Annotated in this window: 27 protein-coding genes and 2 pseudogenes; 28 read left to right on the top strand and 1 reads right to left on the bottom strand. The window is 48.3% G+C overall.

From position 1 onward, the window contains the following. The 23 genes and pseudogenes from H8696_RS10685 (at position 1) to H8696_RS11360 (ending at position 18,139) form a co-directional block, all read left to right on the top strand. Entirely contained in the window at positions 1 to 708 is a 708-nt protein-coding gene (locus H8696_RS10685; protein WP_249317421.1) for a DUF4405 domain-containing protein, read from the top strand. Next, positions 705 to 1,274 (top strand): cyclophilin-like fold protein, encoded by a 570-nt coding sequence (locus tag H8696_RS10690; protein ID WP_249317423.1) that lies wholly within the window; start codon positions 705 to 707, stop codon positions 1,272 to 1,274. The genes H8696_RS10685 and H8696_RS10690 overlap by 4 nt, the downstream gene beginning before the upstream one ends. 43 nt (positions 1,275 to 1,317) lie before the next feature. Continuing rightward, the gene (locus tag H8696_RS10695; RefSeq protein WP_249317425.1) at positions 1,318 to 2,376 is read left to right on the top strand and encodes a DUF362 domain-containing protein; all 1,059 of its coding nucleotides are present in this window, start codon (positions 1,318 to 1,320) and stop codon (positions 2,374 to 2,376) included. A gap of 20 nt (positions 2,377 to 2,396) precedes the next feature. Then, positions 2,397 to 2,834 carry an 8-oxo-dGTP diphosphatase gene (locus H8696_RS10700; protein ID WP_249317427.1) on the top strand — a complete coding sequence of 146 codons (438 nt, stop codon included), beginning with the start codon at positions 2,397 to 2,399 and terminating at the stop codon, positions 2,832 to 2,834. Between the two features lie 11 nt (positions 2,835 to 2,845). Next, on the top strand, positions 2,846 to 3,751 hold the full coding sequence (locus tag H8696_RS10705; protein ID WP_249317429.1) for a permease: 906 nt from the start codon (positions 2,846 to 2,848) through the stop codon (positions 3,749 to 3,751). Between the two features lie 635 nt (positions 3,752 to 4,386). Continuing rightward, positions 4,387 to 5,448 (top strand): annotated as a pseudogene (locus tag H8696_RS10710) (AAA family ATPase). Positions 5,449 to 5,764: 316 nt separating this feature from the next. Next, on the top strand, positions 5,765 to 6,730 hold the full coding sequence (gene mobV, locus H8696_RS10715; protein WP_249317431.1) for a MobV family relaxase: 966 nt from the start codon (positions 5,765 to 5,767) through the stop codon (positions 6,728 to 6,730). 9 nt (positions 6,731 to 6,739) lie between these two features. After that, positions 6,740 to 7,594: a ParB/RepB/Spo0J family partition protein gene (locus H8696_RS10720; RefSeq protein ID WP_249317432.1), complete on the top strand. Its 855-nt coding sequence runs from the start codon at positions 6,740 to 6,742 to the stop codon at positions 7,592 to 7,594. A 43-nt stretch (positions 7,595 to 7,637) separates the two neighbouring features. Next, a complete protein-coding gene (locus tag H8696_RS10725; RefSeq protein WP_249317433.1) occupies positions 7,638 to 7,862 on the top strand; it encodes a YdbC family protein in 225 nt (74 codons plus the stop codon). Between the two features lie 65 nt (positions 7,863 to 7,927). Next, on the top strand, positions 7,928 to 8,119 hold the full coding sequence (locus tag H8696_RS10730) for a hypothetical protein (protein ID WP_249317434.1): 192 nt from the start codon (positions 7,928 to 7,930) through the stop codon (positions 8,117 to 8,119). Further along, complete coding sequence (locus H8696_RS10735) at positions 8,120 to 9,808, top strand: recombinase family protein (protein WP_249317435.1); 1,689 nt, start codon at positions 8,120 to 8,122, stop codon at positions 9,806 to 9,808. A 157-nt stretch (positions 9,809 to 9,965) separates the two neighbouring features. Continuing rightward, positions 9,966 to 10,343, top strand: coding sequence for a TnpV protein (locus H8696_RS10740; protein ID WP_249317436.1), 378 nt, complete (start codon positions 9,966 to 9,968; stop codon positions 10,341 to 10,343). 228 nt (positions 10,344 to 10,571) lie between these two features. Further along, positions 10,572 to 11,312 (top strand): MerR family transcriptional regulator, encoded by a 741-nt coding sequence (locus H8696_RS10745; protein ID WP_249317437.1) that lies wholly within the window; start codon positions 10,572 to 10,574, stop codon positions 11,310 to 11,312. Between the two features lie 64 nt (positions 11,313 to 11,376). Then, positions 11,377 to 12,111, top strand: coding sequence for an ABC transporter ATP-binding protein (locus H8696_RS10750; protein WP_249317438.1), 735 nt, complete (start codon positions 11,377 to 11,379; stop codon positions 12,109 to 12,111). Further along, positions 12,098 to 12,841 (top strand): ABC transporter permease, encoded by a 744-nt coding sequence (locus H8696_RS10755; RefSeq protein ID WP_249317439.1) that lies wholly within the window; start codon positions 12,098 to 12,100, stop codon positions 12,839 to 12,841. Before H8696_RS10750 ends, H8696_RS10755 begins: the two co-directional genes overlap by 14 nt. Before the next feature lie 43 nt (positions 12,842 to 12,884). After that, positions 12,885 to 13,073, top strand: coding sequence for a cysteine-rich KTR domain-containing protein (locus H8696_RS10760; protein ID WP_249317440.1), 189 nt, complete (start codon positions 12,885 to 12,887; stop codon positions 13,071 to 13,073). A 468-nt stretch (positions 13,074 to 13,541) separates the two neighbouring features. Beyond that, positions 13,542 to 13,970 carry an RNA polymerase sigma factor gene (locus H8696_RS10765; RefSeq protein WP_249317441.1) on the top strand — a complete coding sequence of 143 codons (429 nt, stop codon included), beginning with the start codon at positions 13,542 to 13,544 and terminating at the stop codon, positions 13,968 to 13,970. An 82-nt stretch (positions 13,971 to 14,052) separates the two neighbouring features. After that, a complete protein-coding gene (locus H8696_RS10770) occupies positions 14,053 to 14,526 on the top strand; it encodes an RNA polymerase sigma factor (RefSeq protein ID WP_249317442.1) in 474 nt (157 codons plus the stop codon). Between the two features lie 118 nt (positions 14,527 to 14,644). Beyond that, complete coding sequence (locus H8696_RS10775) at positions 14,645 to 15,079, top strand: winged helix-turn-helix domain-containing protein (protein ID WP_249317443.1); 435 nt, start codon at positions 14,645 to 14,647, stop codon at positions 15,077 to 15,079. 222 nt (positions 15,080 to 15,301) lie between these two features. Further along, a complete protein-coding gene (locus H8696_RS10780; protein WP_118557896.1) occupies positions 15,302 to 15,694 on the top strand; it encodes a cysteine-rich VLP domain-containing protein in 393 nt (130 codons plus the stop codon). A gap of 473 nt (positions 15,695 to 16,167) precedes the next feature. Continuing rightward, positions 16,168 to 16,404, top strand: a complete 237-nt coding sequence (locus H8696_RS10785) for a hypothetical protein (protein ID WP_249317444.1) — start codon at positions 16,168 to 16,170, stop codon at positions 16,402 to 16,404. Positions 16,405 to 16,498: 94 nt separating this feature from the next. Continuing rightward, a pseudogene (locus H8696_RS10790) lies at positions 16,499 to 17,548 on the top strand (recombinase family protein); the annotation flags it as partial. Positions 17,549 to 17,665: 117 nt separating this feature from the next. Then, positions 17,666 to 18,139: a DUF4368 domain-containing protein gene (locus H8696_RS11360; RefSeq protein WP_407926384.1), complete on the top strand. Its 474-nt coding sequence runs from the start codon at positions 17,666 to 17,668 to the stop codon at positions 18,137 to 18,139. Between the two features lie 64 nt (positions 18,140 to 18,203). Here the strand turns inward: H8696_RS11360 and H8696_RS10795 are convergent, their stop codons facing one another. Beyond that, positions 18,204 to 19,073 carry a damage-control phosphatase ARMT1 family protein gene (locus H8696_RS10795; RefSeq protein WP_249317445.1) on the bottom strand — a complete coding sequence of 290 codons (870 nt, stop codon included), beginning with the start codon at positions 19,071 to 19,073 and terminating at the stop codon, positions 18,204 to 18,206. A gap of 120 nt (positions 19,074 to 19,193) precedes the next feature. On the opposite strand from H8696_RS10795, the gene H8696_RS10800 reads away from it, so the two are divergent. The 5 genes from H8696_RS10800 (at position 19,194) to H8696_RS10820 (ending at position 24,198) form a co-directional block, all read left to right on the top strand. After that, positions 19,194 to 19,868: a PHP domain-containing protein gene (locus tag H8696_RS10800; protein ID WP_249317446.1), complete on the top strand. Its 675-nt coding sequence runs from the start codon at positions 19,194 to 19,196 to the stop codon at positions 19,866 to 19,868. Between the two features lie 17 nt (positions 19,869 to 19,885). Then, complete coding sequence (locus tag H8696_RS10805) at positions 19,886 to 20,797, top strand: AEC family transporter (protein WP_249317447.1); 912 nt, start codon at positions 19,886 to 19,888, stop codon at positions 20,795 to 20,797. A 104-nt stretch (positions 20,798 to 20,901) separates the two neighbouring features. Further along, positions 20,902 to 21,084 carry a DUF1858 domain-containing protein gene (locus H8696_RS10810; protein WP_249317451.1) on the top strand — a complete coding sequence of 61 codons (183 nt, stop codon included), beginning with the start codon at positions 20,902 to 20,904 and terminating at the stop codon, positions 21,082 to 21,084. Between the two features lie 235 nt (positions 21,085 to 21,319). After that, positions 21,320 to 23,062: a phospho-sugar mutase gene (locus H8696_RS10815; RefSeq protein WP_249317448.1), complete on the top strand. Its 1,743-nt coding sequence runs from the start codon at positions 21,320 to 21,322 to the stop codon at positions 23,060 to 23,062. Between the two features lie 11 nt (positions 23,063 to 23,073). Continuing rightward, on the top strand, positions 23,074 to 24,198 hold the full coding sequence (locus H8696_RS10820; RefSeq protein ID WP_249317449.1) for a TolB-like translocation protein: 1,125 nt from the start codon (positions 23,074 to 23,076) through the stop codon (positions 24,196 to 24,198). The last annotated feature ends 220 nt before the right edge of the window (positions 24,199 to 24,418 follow it).

Below are 24,418 nucleotides of genomic sequence, written 5' to 3' on the forward strand. Positions count from 1 at the left end.
ATGAAACCAACTGCCATCATAAAAATCGTGGTAGATGTGCTGATGACGCTGGCGTTGTTGGTTTTGATGGGTTACCAGCTGTGGGGCGAAGCAGCCCACGAGTGGGTCGGAGCCGGGATGCTCATTTTGTTTCTTGCACATCATTTCCTAAATCGAAATTGGTATAAGACCCTGTTCAAAGGCAGATACACACCCATGAGGGTGCTCCAGGTCAGTGTGGACATGCTGCTTTTGATTGCAATGCTGGCGCAGATGTACAGCGGTATTGCCATGTCCCGTCATGTATTTGCATTCCTGCCCATTGACGGCGGGATGGCGCTGGCCAGAAGGCTGCATATTCTGGGCGCTTATTGGGGCTTTATTCTGATGAGCGTTCATCTGGGCCTGCACTGGAATATGTTTTTGGGCATGGCGAAAAAGAGAATGGGCACGAAAACTCCATCAAATACACGCAAAATACTGCTGTGCCTGATCGGAATGCTGATTGCGGCTTATGGTATTTTTGTATTTATCAGCCGGGATTTCACAACCTATTTGCTCTTGCAGTCAGAGTTTGTCTTTTTGGACTATGAGGAGCCGATCTGGTCGTTCTATCTGGACTATATCTGCTTGATGGGGCTTTGGGTATTTGCTGCCCATTATCTTTCAAAGGGATTGAGAAAGCTTGGCGGTGCGAAAAAAGCAGCCGCCGGAAAGGAAAATGTATGAAAAAGCTGTTAAGCCTGATGGCGGCAATGCTGCTTGTGGTTTCCCTTGCGGCTTGTCAGTCGGAAAGCGATACGGATGGGGAAAGCGTATCCCCGCCTGCTTCTTCGCAGACTTCGAATGAAGAGACCCCGGAATCCGTGCCGGAACCGTCCGTAGAGCCGGAAATTCCCCAAGACACGGAATCGGAACCTGTGGAACCCGATCAGAGGCAGGTTCTGATGACAATAGACGGACAGTCGTATGAAATTACCCTATATGAGAACCCGGTTGCCGATGCGCTCTATGATTTGCTGCCGTTGGAAGTGACCTTTGAAGATTATAACAGTGTAGAAAAGATCGCATATCTCCCGGAAGGACAGCAGCTTCCCTCTGCGGATGAGCTGGAGGGCTACGACCCTTCGCCGGGCGACCTCTGCCTATACGCTCCATGGGGAAACCTCTCTCTGTTCTATCAGGATTTTAATTACTCCAACGGTCTGATCTCGTTGGGCAGATTGGAAGCGGGAATAGAAGATATTGCCGCACAAGCAGAGAATTTTACCGTGACTTTGGAAAAATCCGAATAATGAAATCGATCGATCAAGCGCAGTGCGCAGAAAGGAGCAATCAATGAAAAGAAAAGGAATTGCGGCCCTGTTAGCCGTGGCTCTTTTTACCGTTTGCCTTGCAGGCTGCGGCCAAACAGAACCGGTTCAGGAATCGAGCAATCCAACCACACAAAACAGCCAGCCGGAAACGCCGTCCTCCGATCCCGAAAGCAGCGAAAGTGAAACGGATTCCGGTGCAGGAGCAGACACAACCGTTAATGGAGACGCGCCGGCAGTTTATATGACTACCGACATCAGCTCCGAGGGACTCATGGCCATCTACAATGCACTGGAGGCTTCCCCCACCGGCAACATAGCCGTGAAACTGTCTACCGGCGAACCGGGAAGCAACTATCTGCGAACCGATCTGATTGGCGATCTGGTGCAGTCGCTGGAGGCAACCATTGTGGAGTGCAATACTGCTTATGGCGGTTCCCGTTCCAATACGGCCATGCACTATCAGGTAGCCGAGGATCACGGTTATACCGCCATAGCCGATGTAGATATTATGGATGAGGAAGGCTCCATCACACTGCCGGTGGAGGGCGGCGATAATCTGACGGAAAACTATGTAGGCGCCCACTTTGAAAACTATGATTATTTTGTGGTGCTGTCGCACTTCAAAGGTCATGCCATGGCCGGTTACGGCGGAGCCATTAAGAATATTTCCATCGGCATTGCCTCCTCGGAAGGAAAGACAAATATTCATACCGGAGGTAAAGGCGGCAGTATGTGGAGCGGCGAGCAGGATGCCTTTCTGGAATCCATGGCGGAAGCCGGAAAATCTGTGGTCAACTCACTGGACGGAAACATCCTCTATATCAATGTGATGAACCGTCTGAGTGTTGACTGCGACTGTGATGGAAACCCTGCCGAGCCGGATATGCACGACATTGGCATCCTTGCATCCTTTGACCCGGTAGCGGTTGACCAGGCCTGTGTGGATCTGGTTTATGCTGCGGAGGATGGGCAGTCACTGATTAACCGTATTGAGTCCAGAAATGGATTACATACGCTGGAGCAGGCAGAGAAGATCGGTCTGGGCAGCCGAACCTATCAGCTGGTTTCCATCGACGAATAACTGAGAAAGGGGTGGCCGCCGTGGAACAGGCTGTTTTCACGACTCTTTGTATGATTTCCGACCAAGCCGGGCGTATTTTGGTGCAGGAACGGATCGGCACTGCCTGGGATGGTCTTGCCTTTCCCGGCGGTCACGTGGAACCGGGAGAATCTTTTGTGGAATCTGTGATCCGGGAGGTCTGGGAAGAAACCGGATATCAGATCAAGACCCCCTTTCTTTGCGGAATCAAGCAGTTTTCCATGGAGAACGGCGGAAGATATGTAATCTTGCTTTTCAAGAGCGACCGGTTTGAGGGGCATTTACAATCATCCCCGGAAGGTCGGGTATTCTGGCTGGAACGCAGCCGGATCAAAGAGTACCCGCTTGCACGGGATTTGGATCTGATGTTGGAACTGTTTGAATCTGAAGATAAATTTGAATTTTATTATGCGCCGGACGGTTCCTGCCGGCTGCTGTAAGGAGGGATGTCATGTTTGAAATCATAAGACGCGAGAGTGTTTACCTTTGGTACTATTTCAGCGTTCAGCTGGAGCAGCTCTTTCCCTATTGGGTGCTGGGTATGCTGCTGGGCTCCGCTGTCTCTGTCTTTCTCAAAGACAAGATACATAACACCTTTCGCGCAATCGGTGAGAAAAAGATTGGTATATTGGGCATAGTTGCCGCCAGTGTTCTTGGGATCGCTTCTCCGCTGTGTATGTACGGAACCATCCCCATTGCAGCTTCCTTTTCCAAAGGCGGAATCAAAGATGACTGGCTGGCGGCGTTTATGATGTCCTCCATCCTCTTGAATCCGCAGCTGATCCTATACAGTGCGGCGCTGGGAACGACCGCATTGGTCGTGCGGATTGTTTCCTGCTTTGTGTGCGGCATTGCTGCCGGTCTGCTGGTGCGTATTTTTTATCGAAACAAACCGTTTTTCAATTTCGAAGGATTTGCCGAACCCCGGAGCCGTGACGTTGACCCGAACATTCTGATTCGATTTTTGAAAAATCTCGGCAGGAATGTCAAGGCAACCGGAATATACTTCCTGATTGGTATTGTGCTTTCCGCATTGTTTCAGCGGTATGTACCGTCTGATATGATGACCTCCATATTCGGAGGGAACGAAGCCTTCGGCGTTCTGATGGCGGCAACCGTCGGCGTGCCGCTGTATGCCTGCGGAGGCGGAACGATTCCTCTTTTGCAGGGCTGGTTAATGGATGGAATGTCTATGGGGAGCGCGGCGGCGTTTATGATTACCGGCCCCGCCACCAAAATCACGAATTTGGGTGCAGTAAAAATTGTTCTTGGAATGAGATGTTTTTTACTCTATATTGGCTATGTGATGTTGTTTTCCCTGGCGACAGGGTTGATTGTCAATGGGATTATATTATAATAATTGGCAAAACATCAGAAAGGTTGTGATAACATGGGAAATTAGTTGATGTAAACATTCATTAGAGAACACGAACAAATAAGTCCTCCATATACAACTGAATACTGAACACAGAAGCACTTGTCTTTGACCGATTGGAACGGTCAACCGACAGGTGCTTTTATTATTTCAAAAAATCAGAACATAAAGTCAAAAATCATATATTTCCACGGGCTATTGGGTGAGAGGTCAAAACCTCCGCCCTTTTTTTATTGTCCCGAAACAAACGGAATAGATTGCCGCACCTTGAAAATTTCATAGCAGCCGCCAGAGAGATACCTGCCGCAACGGATAGCAGAGCATTATCGGAGTCCTCACAAAATCATGGATTTTGTGAGGGGAGGAGGAACAGCGGAGTGAGCGATTTTTCGTGCTTGCACGGAAATGAGCGATACAGAGCTTGTGACGACGAGAGCCTGCCCTTTGCTTAATGGGTGCATAGCACCGACAGAGAGAACTCGGTCAAAGGGAGCGTGGAACGGTATGGTTTGGCTGTGCTTACATATCTCAATCCTTGCGATTGGATATGAAAAATTTTAAGGAGGAAACGCCTATGTGCAACAAAAACAAACGAAAACGACGAAAGGAGGACAGCGATGAAAAAGCTAAAAACAGTGGATGCGGATACGCTTCTGTATCAGCCGCTTGAAAAACCAAGCTTTGTGGTAGACGGTCTTATCCCTACGGGGTTAATTCTGTTCTGCGGCTCACAGAAAATCGGCAAAAGCTGGCTGATGTTAAAGCTGTGTCTATGTGTGTCAGAGGGCTTGCCCTTATGAGGACTGCCTACAACAAGGAGCGATGTGCTGTACCTCTGTTTAGAGGACACCTTTTTTCGCATACAAGACAGGCTGTTCAAGCTGACCGATGAAGCGAGTGAACGGCTGCATTTTGCCGTGGCAAGCTGCAAGCTGTCGGACGGTCTGGTGGGGCAGCTTGAAGAATATTTAAAGCGGTATCCCGACAGCAGGCTCATTGTGATTGATACGCTCCAGAAGATACGCACCGCTTCAAAGGATAATGCCTACGCCAACGACTACGGAGATATATCTCTTATCAAAGAATTTGCCGACAGACATTCTCTTGCGGTTGTGGTAGTACACCATATCCGCAAGCAGGGTGACAGTGATGTGTTTAACAAGGTGTCTGGTACAACAGGGCTGACAGGAAGTGCGGACGCTACCTTTGTTTTGGAAAAGGAAAACCGTGCTTCCGATACGGCGAAGCTGTACGCTATTGGCAGAGATATTGAGTATCAGGAATTAACCCTCCGCTTTTGTGATTGCAGTTGGGAGTTAGTGGAGCGAAAAGAGCAGGAGCGGCTTGCAAGAGAAGCCGTGCCGCCTGTTCTTTTTCGGCTGGTAAACTTTATGCGTAACAAAGAAAAGTGGACGGGTACGGCAACGGAACTTCTCTGTATGTTGGAGGACACCGAAACCGCACCCACTGTTATTACAAAGCTGCTTAATGAGTATCACGCAACTATTCTTTGTGAGAATGGTATCCAATATTCCTACCGCAGAACAAAGGCAGGCAGACGGATTATTCTTTCAAGGGGTGACAGGGTTGACAGCGGTGACAGTGATTTTGGGATACCCCCTAACGCTGACATTGCCGACACCGTTACCCCTTTATCCGATGCGAAAAGCAGAGGATAAAACAAGTCGAAGCCTTGTCATAAGGGAGTCCAGAGGGAACATCTGGCACACCTCCTTGCTCCGCAAGGTGTAGTGTGTTACACCCTGTAAACGCAGTCATAAAAATCGGAGATTTTTTGACCGCAGGGGTGGATTTACGAGCCGAGGAAAAGGCGAGAAAATCTCACGCCTGCACCTTGTGTTTATGGGGTGTTCTCCCGTAAGGGTTGACAGCGGCAGGGTATCCCAAATTACCTGTCATCACTGTCACCGCTGTCAACCTGTCGGGCAAGGCTGTAACTATTTGCACAGTTAAAATGATTGGAGGAATATAAAAATGCCCTATGCAATCCTACGTTTTCAGAAGCGAAAAGCAGGCTCTGTCGCTTCCTGTGAACGCCATAACGAGCGAAAAAAGGAAGCCTACAAGAGTAACCCAGACATTGATACGGAACGCTCAAAGGACAATTACCACCTTGTCGCACCGCCGAGATACACCTATAAAAAGGAAATCAACCGTATGGTGCGTGAAGCAGGCTGCAAGGTACGCCGTGACAGCGTGATGTTGGTGGAAACGCTTATCACCGCTTCACCCGAATTTATGAACAGTTTAGCACCCGCAGAGCAAAAAGAGTATTTTACGATGGCTCTTGACTTCCTTGCGGAGCGTGTGGGAAAACAAAATATCATCTCCGCTGTGGTGCATATGGACGAGAAAACGCCCCATATGCACCTTTGCTTTACCCCTATCACACCTGATAACAAGCTGTCCGCCAAAGCCTTTTTAGGCAATCAAAAGAGCCTGTCACAGTGGCAGACCGATTACCACGAGCGTATGTCCTCTCGGTGGCACGAACTTGAAAGAGGTCAATCGTCAATGATTACCAAACGAAAGCATCTCCCCACTTGGCTTTTTAAATTGGGTGGGAGACTCGATAAACAGTATGAGGAAATCGTAAACGCTCTGTCGGATATTAACGCCTTTAACGCAGGAAAAAAGCGTGATAAAGCAGTTGCTTTGCTTGAAAACTGGCTGCCAGAAGTGGAAAAATTCTCACGGGAAATTAGCAAGCAAAGTGCGTATATCGACAGTCTGAAAGAACGTATCGGGCAGGAATCCGACTATGCCGAGCGTATGCGTGACGGGAAGTATGCGGAGGAATTAAAGGTACAGAAAGCAAATCAAAAGATATTTGAATTGCAGCGTACCAACAGCCAGATGGAACGGATTTTAAAGAAAATCCCGCCCGAAGTCTTAGAGGAAATACAAAAAAATAACAGAAAGAAATCAAGAGAAAGGTAAGGTTTTACGATGAAAAAACAGGAATTTGTGATGTTAAATACAGCAGATTTACACCCATTCCCCGACAATCCTTTTCGGGTTGTGGAGGATGAATTACTCATAGAATTAGCAGAAAGCATAAAGGAGTTTGGTATGGTAACGCCGATTATTACCCGCCAAAAAGAGGACGGAAACGGTTATGAGGTCATTGCAGGGCAGCGGCGTGTCCGTGCTTCCGAGCTTGCAGGGATTGAAAAAGTTCCTGCTTTTGTTTTGCCCTTAGACCGTGATAGGGCGATTATCACCCTTGTGGACAGCAACATTCAGCGTGAAAATATCCTGCCCAGTGAGCGTGCCTTTGCTTACAAGATGAAATTGGAGGCAATGAAACGGCAGGGTTTCCGCACGGATTTAACTTCTGACCAAGTTGGGCAGAAGTTGACTTCGGTGGAATTACTTGCGAAGCAGTCAGCCAACAGTCGCACACAAATACAGCGTTTTATCCGTCTGACAGAGTTAATCTCTCCCATTTTGCAGATGGTGGACGAGGATAAAATCTCTCTTACGCCTGCTGTTGAACTGTCTTTTCTGAAAAAAGACGAGCAGGAAAATCTCCTTGTCACGATGGAAAGTGAGGACGCTACTCCCTCGCTCTCACAGTCGCAGCGGATGAAAAGGTTAAGTCAAATGGGGCGGCTTGATATGGACGCTATCTTTGAGATTATGACCGAGGAAAAGGGCAACCAAAAGGAAACCGTTAAAATCCGTATGGACAAGCTGAAAAAATACTTTCCCAAAGGCACTACGCCACAGCAGATTGAGGAGATGATTATCCGCCTGCTTGAGCGTGAGCTTGCAAGAAAACGCAGCCGTGACAGCCGATAAAGGTTTGTTTTGAGTTGGTAAAAGAAAGCTGAGGTAACAGAAAATGAAGGATATTCAAAGTGAAATCACAAAGGAAATTGCCGTTTTGTCGGTAAGTGAAAGCGGCTACACCAAAGAAATCAATCTTGTATCTTGGAATGGTGCAGAGCCAAAATATGATATTCGCAGCTTTTCGCCTAACCGAGAGAAATGCGGTAAGGGTATTACACTGACGGGAACAGAAGTAAAAATGCTGCTTGAAGCGTTGAAAAAAGAACTGAATAACTAAATCAATTTTGGATTGGGAGCGTTTTCGGACGCTCCTTTTCCATTTTTTTAAAGGAGGATATGCTTATGGCAAGAACAGTTACACGTCCGAAAATATCCGTACAGGCGGCATATACGGGCGAAAAAGATATGCGTGAGGTTTTCATTTCTCTGCTTATTTCGAAGGTACGGAACGGAAAAAACTCTGTTCGCACCTTTGAGATAATAAAGGATACAGAATACAATATAGGCACAACACAGATAAAGGAGGCAAGTTAAATGGGTATTTTAAGAACAGCATTATACTGCCGTTTGTCGAAAGACGATATGCTGCAAGGCGATAGCGAAAGCATTAAAACACAAAAAGCAATGCTCACGCAGTATGCAAAGGAACACGGATTTATGGTAGTCGAGGTCTATGTGGACGATGGGTACAGCGGTCTGAATTTTGACCGTCCAGACTTTAACCGTATGCTCGATGACATTGAAGCAGGCAAGATTGATGTGGTCATCACAAAGGATTTATCCCGTTTGGGGCGTGACCATTTGAAGGTCGGACACTTCACAGAAATTTACTTCCCAATGAAAAATGTACGGTATATCGCCGTTAATGATATGGTGGATACCGCCAACAAGAACAACGATATAGCAGCCTTAAAAAATGTAATGAACGAGTTTTACAGCCGTGATAATTCCCGTAAAATCCGTTCTTCTGTCCGTGCAAGAGCAAAAGCTGGACTTTACCGCTGTTCCTTTAATCCTATCGGCTATCGCAAAGCACCCGATAATCATAACAAGCTGATAGTTGACGAGGAAACAGCCCCTATTGTCAAGCGTATTTTTCAGCTTGCCTATGAGGGTGTTGGCTCTCACAAAATTGCAACAATGTTTCGCAAGGAGCAGATACCCTGTCCTTCTTGGTGGCTGCACAGCAGAGGTGAAAAGGATTATTCCAAACGCTTTGAGAAGCCAGAAAACAAATATATCTGGTCGCATACGGTCATCAGCAACATCATCAAAAATCCTCTCTATCTCGGACATTCAGTTATGTGCAAAACAGAAGCAATTTTCAAGGTGGGCAAAAGCAAAAAAGTACCCGAAGCGGAACGCATACGGGTTGATAACACCCACGAGCCGCTTATCGCACAGGAGATTTTTGACGGGGCGAATCAAAAGATACTGAGCCGAAAACGAGAGGACACAAGCGGCAATGTATCAATTTTTGCAGGGCTTATCAAGTGCGGCACTTGCGGCAGGGCAATGTGTCAGAGGTATTGGGGCAAGGATAGACATCGTATTTTCGTCTGCTCCACCTACGGAAATAACACGAAAGACTGCACAGACCACCGCATATTTTACGAGGATTTATATAACGCTGTGCTTGCGGATATTCAGTATCACGCCCGCCTTGCTTTTGAAAACCGTGCGGCGGCTGTGGCTTTGGCGGTTAAAATGAACGATAAAGCGGACGGAAACCGTGGAAAAAGCAATGAAAGCAAGCTGAAACAGGCAAAGAAACGCTGTGATAAAGTGACAAGATTATTTGACAGGCTGTACGAGGACTCTCTTTCTGGGCGTATCTCAAACGATAATTTCACCCGTCTGATTAACAAATATCAGTCTGAGCAGGAGCAATTACAAAGGCAGATAGAACAGCTTGAAAGCACGATGCAGGCGGTAAAGGATAATCAGAGCAATGCCGTGCAATGGGCGGATTTGATGTCACAGTACGCAGGCATACTGGAGCTTACCACCGAAAATCTCAATCTTCTTATTGAGCGAATAGAAGTATTTAACCGAACGCAGACAGAAGCCGAGGCAGAACAGATTATTAAAATCTGTTACCGCTTCGGCGGGTACATAGGGGAACGCCGTTTCAATGCAAAGGTTTTGAAGCACCCTTGTAAGAAATTTTGTTCTTCGGAAAGGAAAGTCAATGAAAGAGAAAAAGTATTATCTGTATCTTGACGAGCAGGAGCGAAAGCTGTTGATTTACGCTCTGAATGGGTTTCGCAGCAAGCTGATAGCTGAGGGCAGATATACAGACTGTGTGGACGAACTGCTCATTAAGGTTATTTACGCAAAAACAGTGAAACTGAAAATACGATAACGGGAGGATTGCATAATGGAAAAGTATATTTTTGATGAAAGCAACGGGCTGTGGTATGAGCTGCAAGGAGATTATTATATCCCCTGTCTTACCTTACCAGCCGAAAAGGAAAAGCCGATAGGCCTTTTCGGACAGCGGCACAGGCGGTATCTGAGGGAGTACCGCCGAATTACATATACCAATCTTTTTACAAGCGGCAGGCTCAATTCTTACCTTGCCGACATAGACGAACAGGCACAGCAACGCTTTGAAACGATTACAGAGCAGATGAAGCAGGCACAGGGTATTACGGAGCAGCTAAAGGCGGAAAACGCCTTAGAATGGACAGGAAGAATGAATAACATTCGAGCGTGTGCTGTTGAGATTGTAGATAGAGAAATAATCTACGCATAGGGAAAAACGGCAGGGAGAAATCTCTGCCGTTTTTCTTTTTGGGAAGAGTTCAGTTAAACAATTCGAAATATCTTGCAATGAGATTATTAAATCTCTATAAGCAAGCTATTAGATGTCATTTTTTGTTTCCTTTGCTTGAAAAACAGCTTGTTTTTTGCTATAATAAACCCTCCACTATAACACCAGACTTTTTTAGTGTGGTATTATAGTTTGGCAGGAGGTGGTTTTTTGCAGACATATAAAACAGCACAGGTAGCACAAATAGTAGGTGTTCACCCAAACACGGTCAGGCTGTATGAGGATTTGAAGCTTATCCCAAAGCCTGAACGCAAACCAAACGGTTATCGAGTCTTTACCGACTTTCATATTGATGTTTTTAGATTAGCAAGAACCGCTTTTCAAATTGAAGTTCTACAAAATGGCTTGCGTAAAAAAATCGTGAGTATGGTAAAAACTGCGGCCCAAGGTGACTTTGATACAGCACTTACCCTTACTAGTGAATATTTATCACAGGCGCAGACGGAAAAAGAAAATGCCGATGAAGCCATACGCATTACAAAGAAAATTCTGTCCGGCACTTCTGATACAGATGCTCTTGAACTGAAACGCTCCGATACAGCAAAGCATTTGCAGATTTCGATGGATACTCTGCGAAATTGGGAAATGAATGGTCTTTTATCTGTAAAAAGAAAAATGAACGGATACCGTGTTTATACTGGTGAGGATATTAATCGCTTAAAAATCATTCGTTCATTACGGTGTGCAAACTATTCTTTGGAAGCTATACTGCGTATGTTGTCGGAACTTTCGGCAAATCCGAATGTAGATATTAAACAGGCATTGGATACGCCGAGGCCGGGCGAGGATATTGTATCCGTTTGTGATAAGCTACTTACCTCTCTTAATGCTGCCGAACAAAATGCCAAAGTGATGCTAAATATGCTCCATAAGATGAAAAGAAAATATTGAACCCTCCATTTTACCACCAACCTTTCGGTTGGTGGTATTCTTTTTACACAAAGGAGGTCATGTTATGGATGAAATAATTAAAGTCGGGCAGCTAACCAAAACATACGGGAGTCTGCTTGCAGTAAACAACCTAAGCCTGTCGGTGGAGCAAGGAACTGTTTTCGGTTTGCTTGGTGCGAATGGGGCAGGTAAAAGCACTACGATAGAATGTGTTTTAGGGACAAAAACACCCGATAGCGGTACGGTTTCTATTTTGGGAATGAATCCACTGAAAGACCGAAAAAAACTTTTTGAAAAGGTTAGCGTTCAGTTTCAAGAAGCAAATTATCAAGAGCAAATCAAGGTCGGTGAGCTTTGCGAGGTAACGGCTTGCCTGTATAAAGCGGCTTCTGATTATTCTGCTCTCTTAAAGCAATTTGGAATAGCGGACAAGAAAAACAACCTTGTCAGCGAACTTTCGGGTGGGGAGCGGCAACGGCTGTTTATTGTCCTTGCTCTGATACCCAACCCCAAAGTCGTATTTTTGGACGAGCTTACCACGGGGCTTGACGCAAAGGCAAGGAGAGATGTCTGGAAAAGCTTGTCGGAACTCAAAGCAAAGGGCTTGACCATCTTCTTAACCTCTCACTTCATGGACGAAGTAGAGGTTTTGTGCGACAAAATCTGTATTTTGAAGCAAGGGCAGTCCGTGTTCTACGGAACGGTAGCCGAAGCAATTAGCGCAAGCCCCTGTGACAAATTGGAGGACGCTTATCTATGGTATACGGACGAGGAGGGCGAAGAAAATGAGAACATTTAGCACCATGCTCAAAAACGAATTGAAACTATCCCTGCGGGGTATGGATATGGTTATTTTCGCTATCTGTATGCCCCTTGTCGTTCTCGTCATACTCGGTATTATTTACGGGAACAAGCCCGCATTTGACGGAGCCAACTACACTTTTTTGCAGCAATCATTTGGTGCGCTCTGTTCCATAGCGATTTGTGCCGGAGGTGTGATGGGATTGCCACTCGTTGTTTCAGATTATAGGGGTAAGAAAATCTTGAAGCGGTTTAAGGTCATGCCTGTAAGCCCTGCCATGATTTTAGGGGTACAGGTAACGATTTATACTATTTATTCTGCCCTGTCGTTAATCCTGCTATATATTACCGCACGGGTTTTCTTCGGACTAACCCTATCTGGCTCGTGGGTTCTATTTTTGGGTGGGTATCTTTTAGTTATGCTGTCTATATTCAGCATTGGGATGATGGTCGGGGGGATTGCGCCGAACAACAAGATTGCAGGTGTAATTGCAAGCGTTTTGTATTTCCCCATGCTAATATTTTCTGGGGCAACCTTACCTTATGAGGTCATGCCGACTGTGCTGCAAAATGTAGCAGATGTTTTGCCGCTCACGCAGGGCATAAAGATACTCAAATGCGCAGCTCTTGGACTGCCCATAGACAATATGCTGCTACCGATTATCGTAATGGTTGTTATTGCTACCCTTTGCATTGGCATTTCTATTAAGTTTTTCAAATGGGAGTAATTGCAATATTGGAAGTTAAAAGAATACGGGTGGTATCACTATTATGAATAAAGAAGAATGGATATATTGTCCTGTTTGTGGCAACAAAACCCGTGACAAAATCAGAGAGGATACTGTTCTAATAAACTTTCCTCTATTTTGTCCCAAGTGCAAAAAGCAAAGTTTAATCAATGTAAAAAAACTGCATATGACCGTCATCAAAGAGCCAGACGCACAGACGCAGAGCCGATGAACTTGTGAGCAATCACGGTTTGTCGGCTCTTTTATTTACAGAGTGATAGATGGAATAAGCCCACCAAATAAAAAAAACGGTGTTTTGGTGGGCGGTTTTGCTACGCCTATATGAAATAACTACCCTCCAGACTCTGTTTTAAGTTTGGGGGGATTTTTATGTGTTGGTCAACAACCGACACTCCGTTGCGAATTAGAAGCAGCGGATATATGCTCACATAGCCTTTCGATTGTTGGAGGGTGATTCGTTAAAAAAAGCCTTGTTTATATTTGGGGTATCGCTGCCATTCAACAAGAACTGACAGTTCTTGCTTATGGTGGCGTTATCTCTTTTTATGCACTTGTTTTTCGGCTTGTATTGCCGATTTGCAGGTGCTTTTTTGTTTGCTCTTTTATCCCTCGTTGCCGTTCCCCACCTTTCAATCTGAATTTTAAAGATTTTCAAAATTCAGATTGGAGGAAAATAGATATGGCATATAACCACGGCAGAGAAGATAGAAAATGGCGGCTCTGGAAAGAAGCAGAGGAAAAGGAAATGCGGCGATGCGGTGTTGAAGAAAGCACCATTGAGCAAATCCGTATTGATGATAGAGCGATGTTTAATTCTGATAGGCGATTTTACACACATTCACAGGAGGCTGGTACATATCTTGATGATGTTGCGGAAAGTAAACAGCAGATTGAGGTGAGTACCGTCGGAGACTTGTTGGATGAGATTGAAAATGAGCAGTTGTATCAAGTCCTGCGAATGGTGGACAAGCGCACCCTGCAAATCCTCCTGCTAAAAATGCAGGGGTATTCCACAAAAGAAATTGCCCCGCTTGTCGGATTAACAACGGGTGCGATTTATGCAAGATTAGACCACCTGCGGAAAAAGCTGAAACAATTTAAGAAGTAAGGAAGAAAACCACATTTCCTTATGGGCTGTTGGGTGAGAGGACAAAAACCTCTCACCCATTTTTCAGCAGGAGGAAAAAAGAATGTGGTATCGGAACAGAACATATATACTTCGGGAGGAAGTGACAGAGGACGGAACAAGATACTTTATCAGTTTTAAGGACGGGCAAGGCATATCCTATGAATTGAACGTGTCCTATGATTTTTATATGGCGTTTCGTAGATTGGAACTTGATAATCGGAAATTAGATACTTGGGATTGGCGGCACAGAGAGTTTTCAGAGATTTATGAGGAAACGCTGAACAGACGGGCGTTAAGACTTCCGAAAGCTGTTGATGAACTTATCATTGAGGAAGAGCAGACAGAATTGCTTCACAAAACGATAGCTGCCCTGCCCAAAATTCAAAAGCGGCGTTTTCTGCTTTATCACGAATATGATTTGAACTACTATCAGATTGGAGCAATGGAGCATTGCACACCGCAGGCGGTACGGCGGTCTGTCATTATTGCAAGAGAAAAGATAAAGGCACAGATGAAAAATTATCTCTGTGCCTGATAGGAATTATACAATGCCCTTGTATCTTCGGATATGAGGGATTTCCTTATATGTTCTTTAATGGAACTTTGCAGTACTGGATATATTAGAATCCGGAAAACGGATTGGGGAAAAGTTGGTGCTACTACTGACTAAAACTCAGCGACAGGAACTTGCCCACTTCCTTCTTGAATACTCTGAGACAACAGATGCCTGTTCTTTATACCAACATTTTTCGAGATATGCCTGGCAAGACAGCAATCTTCTTACAGAAATTCAGGAAGGTGACCTGTATCTCTGTCTGGAACAACGACTTGTGACTGTTCGTGAACAGGAAATATGTCTGACAGTCAAAGAGTTTGATATATTGTTCTTGCTTGCCAGCAATCCAAAGCGGGTATTTACTTATGAACTTATCATGGATTTGGTCTGGAAAGAGGATTATACCTACTATTCACGAAAAGCAATTAACAACCATATATATAATCTCAGGAAAAAATTAAAGATAGACCCAGGCGATCCCGACTATATCAAAAGTGTTACCGGAATCGGATATAAGTTTTCGTTGCCATAAATTCACACCATAGGGTAAAACCTGCGGTGTGAATTTTTTTGTATTTTCACAGGACAGACGGCAACTTTCTCCTGAAATATGTACTGAATAATGGAGGGATTTTTTGGCTGCCACTTCTGATAGGGTAAATTGTGAATTTTTTGTGAAGTTTTCAAAAAGACCCCCTATTTTTGCCCCAAAAATGTACGGAATAGTGAAGGGATATTTTTTGACAGTCAGGAGGTGAAGCATATAAAAGATAAAATACCGGTCATGGATTATAGCCAATACCGGAAGGCAAGGAAATTAGTTCATGCGTGCTGTAATTATGATAACGGAAACTGCATCATGTTGGATGACGGAGAGGAATGCGTCTGTGTCCAGAGCATTTCCTACTCGCTTTTATGCAGATGGTTTCGGATTGCGGTTCTTCCATTGGACAATCCTTTGGAAACAGCTCTGTTACACAGGGGCAACATGAAACGGTGCGCTGTCTGCGGCCAGCCGTTTCTTCCCGGCTCTAACCGGGCGAAATATTGTAAGTCCTGTGCGGCAAAGGTGCATCGAAAACAGAAGAATGCCAGCGACCGTAAAAGAAGGCTCCTATGCGGACAATTAGAAGCGAAAAAACCTTGATATTGCTGGACGCTTCAACACTTGTCAGCGGGCAGGCAGTATAAATCCCTTCTACATCCGTAAAACAGTCTTGAAACTGTCCGCAGAGGTAAATTCACCTATCCGGGATTTTCCCGATTAGGTGGTATCTATTTCTCTTATATTTCATGCATTTTAGAGTTCGCTCAAAAACGGGGTTATCCTGTCTTGGAATTTCAGAGACTGGAAAAACGGACACTCTGCACTGCCCCAAAGCTGTCTTTCCGGCAGTGGATAATCCGACGCTTTGGAGAGCCGGAAAATAGACGGAACGGTACGGCTGTATTTTACAGTAGAAGAAGCAAAAGGGAAGCTGCACCGGAGCCGTCAGGTAACGACCCGTGCGTTTCAGGAATTAGAGCGCAGCGGACTGATTATCCGTAGGAAACAGGGGCTTGGCAGACCGGCAGTAATTACCCTGAGAATTCCGACAACAGGAAAGGAGAACTGACTGAATGGCAGATAAAAAAGATTTGAGTACACTTCCGCAGTTTCTGAAACCGGAAGTGGCGGAACGTGTGGCAGAGCATTTCAAAGACGGTGTGTTTGAATTTGATTTTGATACCGAGGAACATATCGCCGTGGAGGGCAACACGGTTTACCATGTGATTCCTCATTATGCTGGTGATGATGCGGAAAGTGTGCTGAACAAGCTGCGCCGGATGATTGCAAAAAATATGGGGGAAATGTAAATGAGGGAGGCTGAAATAACAGAAAGAATGCGTTATAATACAGGTAACCGTTTACCTGGCTGTTATCCCTTTTTCGGGAGGAAAGGAGCTATTTATGAACCAGCAGCCAGATAAAATCACAGCTTTATATTGTCGTTTAAGCCAGGACGATGCCCTTGACGGGGAATCAAACAGTATCACCAATCAAAAGGCTTTACTCTCTAGGTATGCGGCGGAACACGGTTTCCGCAATATCATGTTTTTTGTAGACGATGGATTTTCAGGAACGAGCTTTTAAAGACCGGGATTTCAGGAAATGATGAAATATGTGGAGGATTATTCGGTTTCCACCCTGATTGTCAAAGACTTGTCCCGGCTCGGCAGGGAATATTCCTATATGGGGCGTTTGCAGGATTTCATTTTTCCAGCTTACGACGTCCGCTTCATCGCAATCAATGATGATGTGGATAGTGCCAAAGGAGAAAATGATTTTGCCGTTTTCAAAAATGTATTCAACGATTATTACGCAAAGGACACCAGCAAGAAAATCCGGGCAGTCGTTAAAATGCGGGGTGAAGCCGGGGAACACCTTGCCAGCAACCCGCCCTACGGGTATGTGAAAGATCCGCAGGACAAAAAGAAATGGATTGTGGATGAAGAAGCGGCTAAGGTGGTGCGACGTATCTATGACCTGTGTATTGCAGGGAAAGGGCCGATGCAGATAGCCAAAATACTGACAGCAGAAAAGGTGCTGACCGTTACAGCCTACCATGCCAAACAGAAAGGCTGGACAATGCCGGATAATTTATATGGATGGAACAAAAAGTCAATCGCCGGTATTTTGGAACGGCGGGAATACAATGGCTGTACCGTCAACTTCAAGACTTATACCAAATCCCTGAAATTCAAAAAGCGACTGCAAAATCCGAAAGAAAATCAGCGGATATTTGAAGGAACACAGCCGGCAATCATTGAGTACGGACAATGGGAACGAGTACAGGCTCTCAGGGAAAATAAACGCAGGCCAACCAAAACCGGTAAGACAAGCATTTTCTCCGGTCTTGTCCGCTGTGCTGACTGCGGAGCTAAGCTCTATTACTGTACCTGCAACAGCTACAAAGATGATTCGCAAGATCATTTCGTCTGCTCCAATTACAAAAGCAATACCGGTTCTTGCCAGATTCATTATATCCGTGAAATCACGCTGTATAAGCGGGTACTGGAATGTGTTCAGCGGACACTGACTTATGTGCGACTGTTTCAGGATGACTTCACACAGGAAATGCTGATGCAGGATGAAGCCAGCCGGAAAGCAGAACTGGCACAGAAACGAAAAGCCCTGTCAGGCGCACAGAAGCGTATAGAGGACTTGGATAAAATCATCCAACACCTTTATGAAGATAATGTTCTGGGGAAACTGAGTGACCTCCGTTTCCAGAAGTTATCTGCACAGTATGAGACCGAACAGGCAGAAATCAGGCAGCTTTCCGAAACACTGGAACGGGAAATCGCAGAAGAAGCTGAGCAGGTTTCGGATGTGGGGCGTTTCTTACAGCTTGCGGAACGGTATTCCGATATACAGGAGCTTGACGCTGCGACAGTCAACGAACTGATTGAAAAAATCGTCATCCATAACCCGGAGAAAATCGATGGGAGAAAGCATGTGACGATTGAGGTTTATTTTACTTATGTGGGCAAAATCCAGATTCCACTTCAAAAACCGGAGCTGCCTGCAAGTACGGAAAAACCGGCGTGATTTTCACCACGCCGGTTCTACCGGGAAATTTTATTTACTTCCTTATGAGCCGTCGCCTAATGGCTCATGCCTTTTTTTCCAAGCAGACGATGGACATGGGCGGAACGCCGAGATGGCGGGCCACCGGCTGGCACTTGGCCATGAACAGGTGGAAGAGGTTGCCGCGAGGCGCGTCCATCAGGCTCTCGTAGTTGCCCTGGCCTTTGGCTATGATCACGTCCGCTTCTTCGAAGACCCGGCGGAAGCCGGGAGATACCCGGCCTAATACAGTGCCCAGGCAGCCGTCGCCGTTTTCAAGGACAGTGGCCGCCTCCTCCATGGCTACCTGCCGGGCGTCGGCCAGGGTCACGTCGTTGATGATGGGCCGGCCGCGAACGACATAATACACTTTGACCGGGAATTCCCGGAGGATACGCTGAATGAACAGTTTATCCAGCACGATTTCCCCGCAGTTGTCGCCGAGGTAGAGCAGGGTGCGGGCGCCGGCCAGGGCGGTCCGGAGCCGGGGACTGTCATCCCGGGCCAAAGGCGTATCCAACACGCCCTCGATCCGTCTTTGCAGTTCCGCAAGATCGAAGGTGTGCTGGGCGGCAAAATCGATGAGATTTCCGGCAATGGCCGTCTTGAGCGCGGTGATGAAGGGATCGGATGCGGAGGCGATCAGCGTCTCAATGCTGCCGCTCATGGCGAGAAGCTCTTCGTTGTAATAGCGTTTGATTTCCCGGTAGGGATCGGGGTCCCCGCCGTGCCGGACGATGATCCCCCAGGTGCCTCCCATGATCTCCGGATTGGACAGATTGTAGGATACCCGGCTGAGATAGGACAGGACCTCCCGCATGGCGCTCTCCCGGGCGGCCGGGCTGAGGCCCAACCCATCCAGCACCTTGAGCGCCTGATTTAAATTGCACCCAAGACAGCTAAGACTCAAACTCATCGTCATGCCCCCTTTTCTTCATTGTACTACGACGCGCCCCGCCTGTCCCCATCTGCCGCGGATTGACAGCTTTTGGAGCAGGAGGTATCATTTAAGAGGTAAGTGAAATGGGGGTGTCCCATGGAAAGACTGTATGATCTGCATGTGCATACGGCGACCGTCAGCTCTTGCGGGCAGGTGGAGCCGGAACGGATGGCGGAGCTCTATCAAAGGGCGGGCTATGACGGCGTAGCGGTTACGGACCACTACTATGCACGGTATTTCGAAAAGATGGGCGATCTGCCCTGGGAAAAGAAGGTGGACCGCTACCTTGCAGGCTACCGGAGGGCCAAGACCGCCGGGGAGAAGACGGGGCTTCAGGTGCTGCTTGGCATTGAGCTTCGCTTCAAGGGCCACGTGAATGATTATCTGATCTTTGGGGTGGACGAGGCCTTTTTAAGGGAGCATCCCAAGCTTTATGAACTGGAACTGCCGGAATTTTACCGCCGGTTCCGGGACGAACTTTTCATCTGCCAGGCGCATCCCTTCCGGGACCGGGGCTGCGAACCGGCGCCGGCGGAATTTCTGCATGGCGCAGAGGTCTACAACGGCAACCCCAACCATCTTGATCACAACTACAACGACAAGGCCAGGGCTTTTGCAAAGGCGAACGGCCTTGTGGCGATATCCGCCTCCGATTTTCATGAGGAGGGCGGGGAGGCCATGGGAGGAACCTTTTTGCCCGGTGTCTCGGACGGCCGGGCGTTGGCCCACACACTGAAAGAGAGCGGACCCTTCAAACTCAAAGAGACTTAAGGGAAGTAGGGGAATCAATGGAAGGATCACTCATCATCGTCAAGCAGGTGATCGCGCTTTTTGTCGCCATTCTGGCTGGATTCATTGCAAGAAAAAAATCGATCCTGCGGGACGAGGTGCTGGGCGGTGTCAATGCGCTGCTCATGGACATCAGTATGCCCTGCCTCGCCTTTGCGTCCTTCCAGTTTGAATTCAGCTCGGAGATTCTGCAGAACATTCTGATCATGATGGCGGGCGCCTTCCTGCTTCATCTGGTGCTTACGCCCCTCAGCCGGCTGATTTTCTTCCATTATAAAGACAGACAGCTGCAGGTGCTGCGCTTTACCGCCATTTTTTCCAATGCGGGCTTCATGGGCCTGCCCCTCATTTCGGCTCTGCTGGGCCAGGAGGGCGTCCTGTATTGTTCCGTTTTTCTGGTGGCCTTCAACGTGTTCAACTGGACCATCGGGGTTTGGCTGTATACCGGAAGGGGCGGCATTCGGATGCGCTCCCTGGTCACCTGCCCCTCCCTTGTTGCGGTGTTCCTTGGATTTTTCTTCTTCCTGCTGCGCATTCCCCTTTGGGAGCCGTTGAGTTCCGGCATCAGTTTGGTGGGCAGTCTCACCACGCCGCTGTCCATGATTATCATTGGCGCCCGTATGGCGGACATGAAGCTGAAGGAGGTGGTGGGGGACGCGTCCATGTACTATGCCGCCTTCGTCCGGCTGATTCTCATTCCCCTGGCTGTGTACGGGGTCACCACCATGATTGGTTTGGACGGCGTGGTGCGGACGGTGCTCCTTTTGTGCAGCGCCATGCCCGCGGCGGCGGCCACCACCCTGTTTGCCGAGCGCTACGGCGGTGACGGCGCCTATGCGGCCAAGGTGGTATTCTTCACCACCCTGCTTTCCCTCGTCACGATTCCGGCCATCCTGCTGCTGGTGGGATGATGCTAAAAACTGCTAGGGCGAAATTTGATAAAAGTCCTTGATGGATTGCAGCTTCCGGGTTATGATGGGAGAGAAAGGAGGGACGAGCTGTGATTGATAAGAAGATGATCATTGCGGACGTTCTGAAGAAGGACCAAAAGTCGGCCGCGGTGTTTTTTGAGATGGGTATGTTCTGCGTGGGCTGCCCCTCGGCCAGCGGTGAGAGCATTGAGGATGCCTGTAAGGTTCATGGCATCAATGCCGATGAGCTTGTGGATAAGCTGAATGCGTTTTTTGCCGGCGTATAACGAAAGATGAAGAAGCCCGAAAGGGCTTCTTTTTTTGTGTGGATAAACTTGATTATGTAGACTTAATTCCGCGAAATAAAAGTAGTATTTTGCCTTCTTTTGCGAAAGGGCTTGCTTCCTGTGAATATTATGTTAAGATTGTGAATAAACATGGTGTGGGCAATGTTTTCTTCTTTCACCCATGGCATAAATATGGTAAAATAAAAACAAATATTACCGGTAAGAGGTGGGGAATATGACGGAGGCTATGCAACGTTATCAATATTGGCTGAGCCAGGATCTGGACGAGGCCACCCGCAAGGAACTCATCGGCATTCAAAAGGATCCGGCGGAGATTGAGGACCGGTTCTTCCGGGAACTCGAGTTTGGCACCGCTGGGGCGCGGGGCGTTTTAGGCGCCGGCTCCAACCGGATGAACGTGTACACGGTGCGCAAGATCACCCAGGGCCTTGCGGAATACATCGCCGGCTGCGGTGAGGAGGCCATGCAAAGGGGCGTGGTGGTGGCCTATGACTCCCGCCATATGTCCGAGGAATTCTCCCTTGAGGTGAGCCGCGTGCTGGCGGGCAACGGCATTCGGGTGTATCTGTTCGATGAGCTTCGGCCCACTCCCGAGCTGTCCTTCGCCATTCGGGAGCTTTCCGCCATCGCGGGCGTTAATATCACCGCCAGCCACAATCCGGCCAAATACAATGGCTACAAGGTCTACTGGAGCGACGGCGGTCAGATGGGTCCGGAGGCTGTGCAGGGCGTGGTGGATTCCATCGCGCAAAACGATGGATTTCACGGCATTCAGCTGATGGACGCCGAGCTGGCCAAGCGTCAGGGCAAGATCATTATGATTTCCCGGGAAATCGACGACGTGTATGTTTCCCGGATCCTCGGACTGTCCCGCAATCCGCAGATGATCAAAAATGTGGGTCAGGATTTCAAGCTCACCTATACGCCGCTGCACGGCGCGGGCAACAAGCTGGTGCGGCGGGTGCTCCAGGAGGCCGGATTTGAAAAGGTCCACGTGGTGCGGGAGCAGGAGGCGCCGAATGGCGACTTTCCCACGGTAAAGGCGCCCAACCCCGAGGAACGGGACGCGCTTCGGCTGGCGCTGGCCCTGGCAAGGGTCACTCAATCGGATCTGGTGCTGGCCACCGATCCGGACAGCGATCGGATGGGCGCGGCGGTGAAGGACGAAAAGGGCGAATTTCAGGTGCTCACCGGCAACCAGATCGGCTGCCTGCTGCTCAATTATCTTCTGGAGGCCCGCAGGCAAAGCGGCGATCTGCCGCAAAACGGCGCGGTGGTCAAGAGCATCGTATCCACCAACATGGCCGATGCCATTGCTGCGAATTATGGCATGACCCTGTACGATGTGCTCACCGGCTTCAAGTTCATCTCGGAGAAGATTGAGCAGTTCGAAAAGGATGGATCTCATACCTTCCTGTTTGGCTTTGAGGAGAGCTTCGGATATCTGGCGGGGACCTTTGCCCGGGACAAGGACGCGGTGGCGGCCTGCCTTTTGATGGCAGAGGTGGCCTTGTGGTACAGCCTTCGGGGCATGAGCCTCTATCAGGGCCTGCAGGAGCTCTATCAGCAATACGGCTATTATAAGGAAAAAGTGGTTTCCTTTGAAATGGACGGCAGTGAAGGCCTCGTCAAAATCAAGGCGGTGATGGACGGACTGCGCAATCATCCGCCCAAGGCGCTGGCGGGCAAGACGGTGCTGGCCGTCCGGGATTACGACAAGCGCATGCGCAAGGATTTGACAAACGGACAGGAAGGTCCTTTGCAGCTGCCCCGGTCCAATGTGCTCTACTATGAGATGGAGGATGACGCATGGTTCGCCGCCCGGCCGTCGGGCACCGAGCCCAAGATCAAACTGTATCTCGGAGTCAGGGAGGAATCGGAGGACGCCGCATCGGCCAGAGCGGATGCCATGGCCCAGGAGATCCACGATCTTGCGGCGGCGCTGGCGGAAGGCTGAGTATTCTGGAGGTGGCCAAGATCAAACGAAGGATGATCGCCCTGTGGGCGCTGACGATCATGATTATTTTATGGGGATGTGCCAAAGGCACATCCCCCGTTTTTCGCGGTGTGCCCCGGGACTTTGCGGGGAAAACCGGGGAATGGTCCCTGGTTTTTGCTTCGGAGGAGCGGATTCTGCTCAAAAATACTGAAGATTTGGCCATCCTCCAGCGCAGCGGTGAAATCTGGGGCTTGACGGGCACGGTGGAGCTGGAGCCGCTGCACTATTTTGAAAAAGGCGAGGTATCCACGCAGCTGTCCTTCAGCGCCGATGGCCGGTATGCTTTGGCCGCCAACCGAGACAGCCGGGAGGAGGCAATCCCCTGGCCCATTCTCCTTGTGGATCTGGACAAGAATCACGCAAAAGCTGTCGGTGAAACCAAGTCTGGCGATGAGGCGGCAGCTTTTTCGCCCGATGGCCGTTGGTGCGCCGTGGTCCAGGAACGGGATGTGGTGCTGGTGGAATGCGGGACGGGTGAAATGAAGACAAGGGATATCTCCTGGTTCTCCGGCGCTCCGGAAAAGGTGTGGGCAGGCAACCAGGGAGAAGTTCTCCTGCAAAACGGCGCCATGACCGCCAAGCTGACCGAGAAAGGCCGGGAGATTCTGGAGGACACCACGGTGGTCCATTTTGACGGAGACCATCTTTGGACACTGGAGGCCGGTGAGCTGAAGCTCGCCGGGGCGGATGGGGCATCCTGGTGGGTGCCTGCCGGCTATGGGCTGATCCAGCTGGAGGGGGAGCGGGCCGTCTTTCGCAAGGAAAACGATTTGTGGCTTTTTGATTTTGGACAGCGCAGGGCACAAAGCTTTCATCTTCCTGGAGGCAGGACGCCGGTTTTGGGCATGGAGCTCATGCTGTCGCCGGCGGGGGATCAGGCGCTTCTGCTCGATGAAGAGGGCAATATGCTTTTGGATCGGGAGGGGAAGGAGGCCGCCCGGCTGGAAGGAAGCGCGCTTCAAAAGGAATGGATCTGGCAGGAGAAAACGCTCGTCCATGTTTTGACCCAGGATTACGCCCATTTTATCGTGTCTCAATATACTCCTGATCAGGGTTTTAGGACCCTGTATCATGGAGGTGAGAAGGCAAAATAAAATAATTCAAATAACTATTGACAATAGGGAGGTAGTTTGGTAAGATAATAAAGCCGCTTCGAGGAGCGGACGTGCCCGAAGCGAAGCGAAGGGCTGGGGAAGGACCTTGAAAACAACATAGTGTAGGGAAGACAAGGAAAAAGACGAAGTCAATTCCGGGCTATTGGAAGATAGCCAAAGAATGAGAAGGATTTAAACAGAAGAGTTTGATCCTGGCTCA

The sequence above is a fragment of the Gehongia tenuis genome (genome assembly GCF_014384795.1).
GTDB lineage: Bacteria > Bacillota > Clostridia > Christensenellales > NSJ-53 > Gehongia > Gehongia tenuis.

What these genes read in the sequence shown, in the direction of transcription:
- mobV (WP_249317431.1), top strand. Translation starts at nt 5,765, where the DNA reads ATGCCCTATGCAATCCTACGTTTTCAGAAGCGAAAAGCAGGCTCTGTC.
- H8696_RS10760 (WP_249317440.1), top strand. Translation starts at nt 12,885, where the DNA reads ATGAATAAAGAAGAATGGATATATTGTCCTGTTTGTGGCAACAAAACC.
- H8696_RS10695 (WP_249317425.1), top strand. Translation starts at nt 1,318, where the DNA reads ATGAAAAGAAAAGGAATTGCGGCCCTGTTAGCCGTGGCTCTTTTTACC.
- H8696_RS10805 (WP_249317447.1), top strand. Translation starts at nt 19,886, where the DNA reads ATGGAAGGATCACTCATCATCGTCAAGCAGGTGATCGCGCTTTTTGTC.
- H8696_RS10730 (WP_249317434.1), top strand. Translation starts at nt 7,928, where the DNA reads ATGGCAAGAACAGTTACACGTCCGAAAATATCCGTACAGGCGGCATAT.
- H8696_RS10740 (WP_249317436.1), top strand. Translation starts at nt 9,966, where the DNA reads ATGGAAAAGTATATTTTTGATGAAAGCAACGGGCTGTGGTATGAGCTG.
- H8696_RS10815 (WP_249317448.1), top strand. Translation starts at nt 21,320, where the DNA reads ATGACGGAGGCTATGCAACGTTATCAATATTGGCTGAGCCAGGATCTG.
- H8696_RS10800 (WP_249317446.1), top strand. Translation starts at nt 19,194, where the DNA reads ATGGAAAGACTGTATGATCTGCATGTGCATACGGCGACCGTCAGCTCT.
- H8696_RS10735 (WP_249317435.1), top strand. Translation starts at nt 8,120, where the DNA reads ATGGGTATTTTAAGAACAGCATTATACTGCCGTTTGTCGAAAGACGAT.
- H8696_RS10705 (WP_249317429.1), top strand. Translation starts at nt 2,846, where the DNA reads ATGTTTGAAATCATAAGACGCGAGAGTGTTTACCTTTGGTACTATTTC.
- H8696_RS10720 (WP_249317432.1), top strand. Translation starts at nt 6,740, where the DNA reads ATGAAAAAACAGGAATTTGTGATGTTAAATACAGCAGATTTACACCCA.
- H8696_RS11360 (WP_407926384.1), top strand. Translation starts at nt 17,666, where the DNA reads ATGCTGATGCAGGATGAAGCCAGCCGGAAAGCAGAACTGGCACAGAAA.
- H8696_RS10755 (WP_249317439.1), top strand. Translation starts at nt 12,098, where the DNA reads ATGAGAACATTTAGCACCATGCTCAAAAACGAATTGAAACTATCCCTG.
- H8696_RS10795 (WP_249317445.1), bottom strand. Translation starts at nt 19,073, where the DNA reads ATGAGTTTGAGTCTTAGCTGTCTTGGGTGCAATTTAAATCAGGCGCTC.
- H8696_RS10810 (WP_249317451.1), top strand. Translation starts at nt 20,902, where the DNA reads ATGATCATTGCGGACGTTCTGAAGAAGGACCAAAAGTCGGCCGCGGTG.
- H8696_RS10690 (WP_249317423.1), top strand. Translation starts at nt 705, where the DNA reads ATGAAAAAGCTGTTAAGCCTGATGGCGGCAATGCTGCTTGTGGTTTCC.
- H8696_RS10770 (WP_249317442.1), top strand. Translation starts at nt 14,053, where the DNA reads ATGTGGTATCGGAACAGAACATATATACTTCGGGAGGAAGTGACAGAG.
- H8696_RS10685 (WP_249317421.1), top strand. Translation starts at nt 1, where the DNA reads ATGAAACCAACTGCCATCATAAAAATCGTGGTAGATGTGCTGATGACG.
- H8696_RS10725 (WP_249317433.1), top strand. Translation starts at nt 7,638, where the DNA reads ATGAAGGATATTCAAAGTGAAATCACAAAGGAAATTGCCGTTTTGTCG.
- H8696_RS10765 (WP_249317441.1), top strand. Translation starts at nt 13,542, where the DNA reads ATGGCATATAACCACGGCAGAGAAGATAGAAAATGGCGGCTCTGGAAA.
- H8696_RS10750 (WP_249317438.1), top strand. Translation starts at nt 11,377, where the DNA reads ATGGATGAAATAATTAAAGTCGGGCAGCTAACCAAAACATACGGGAGT.
- H8696_RS10785 (WP_249317444.1), top strand. Translation starts at nt 16,168, where the DNA reads ATGGCAGATAAAAAAGATTTGAGTACACTTCCGCAGTTTCTGAAACCG.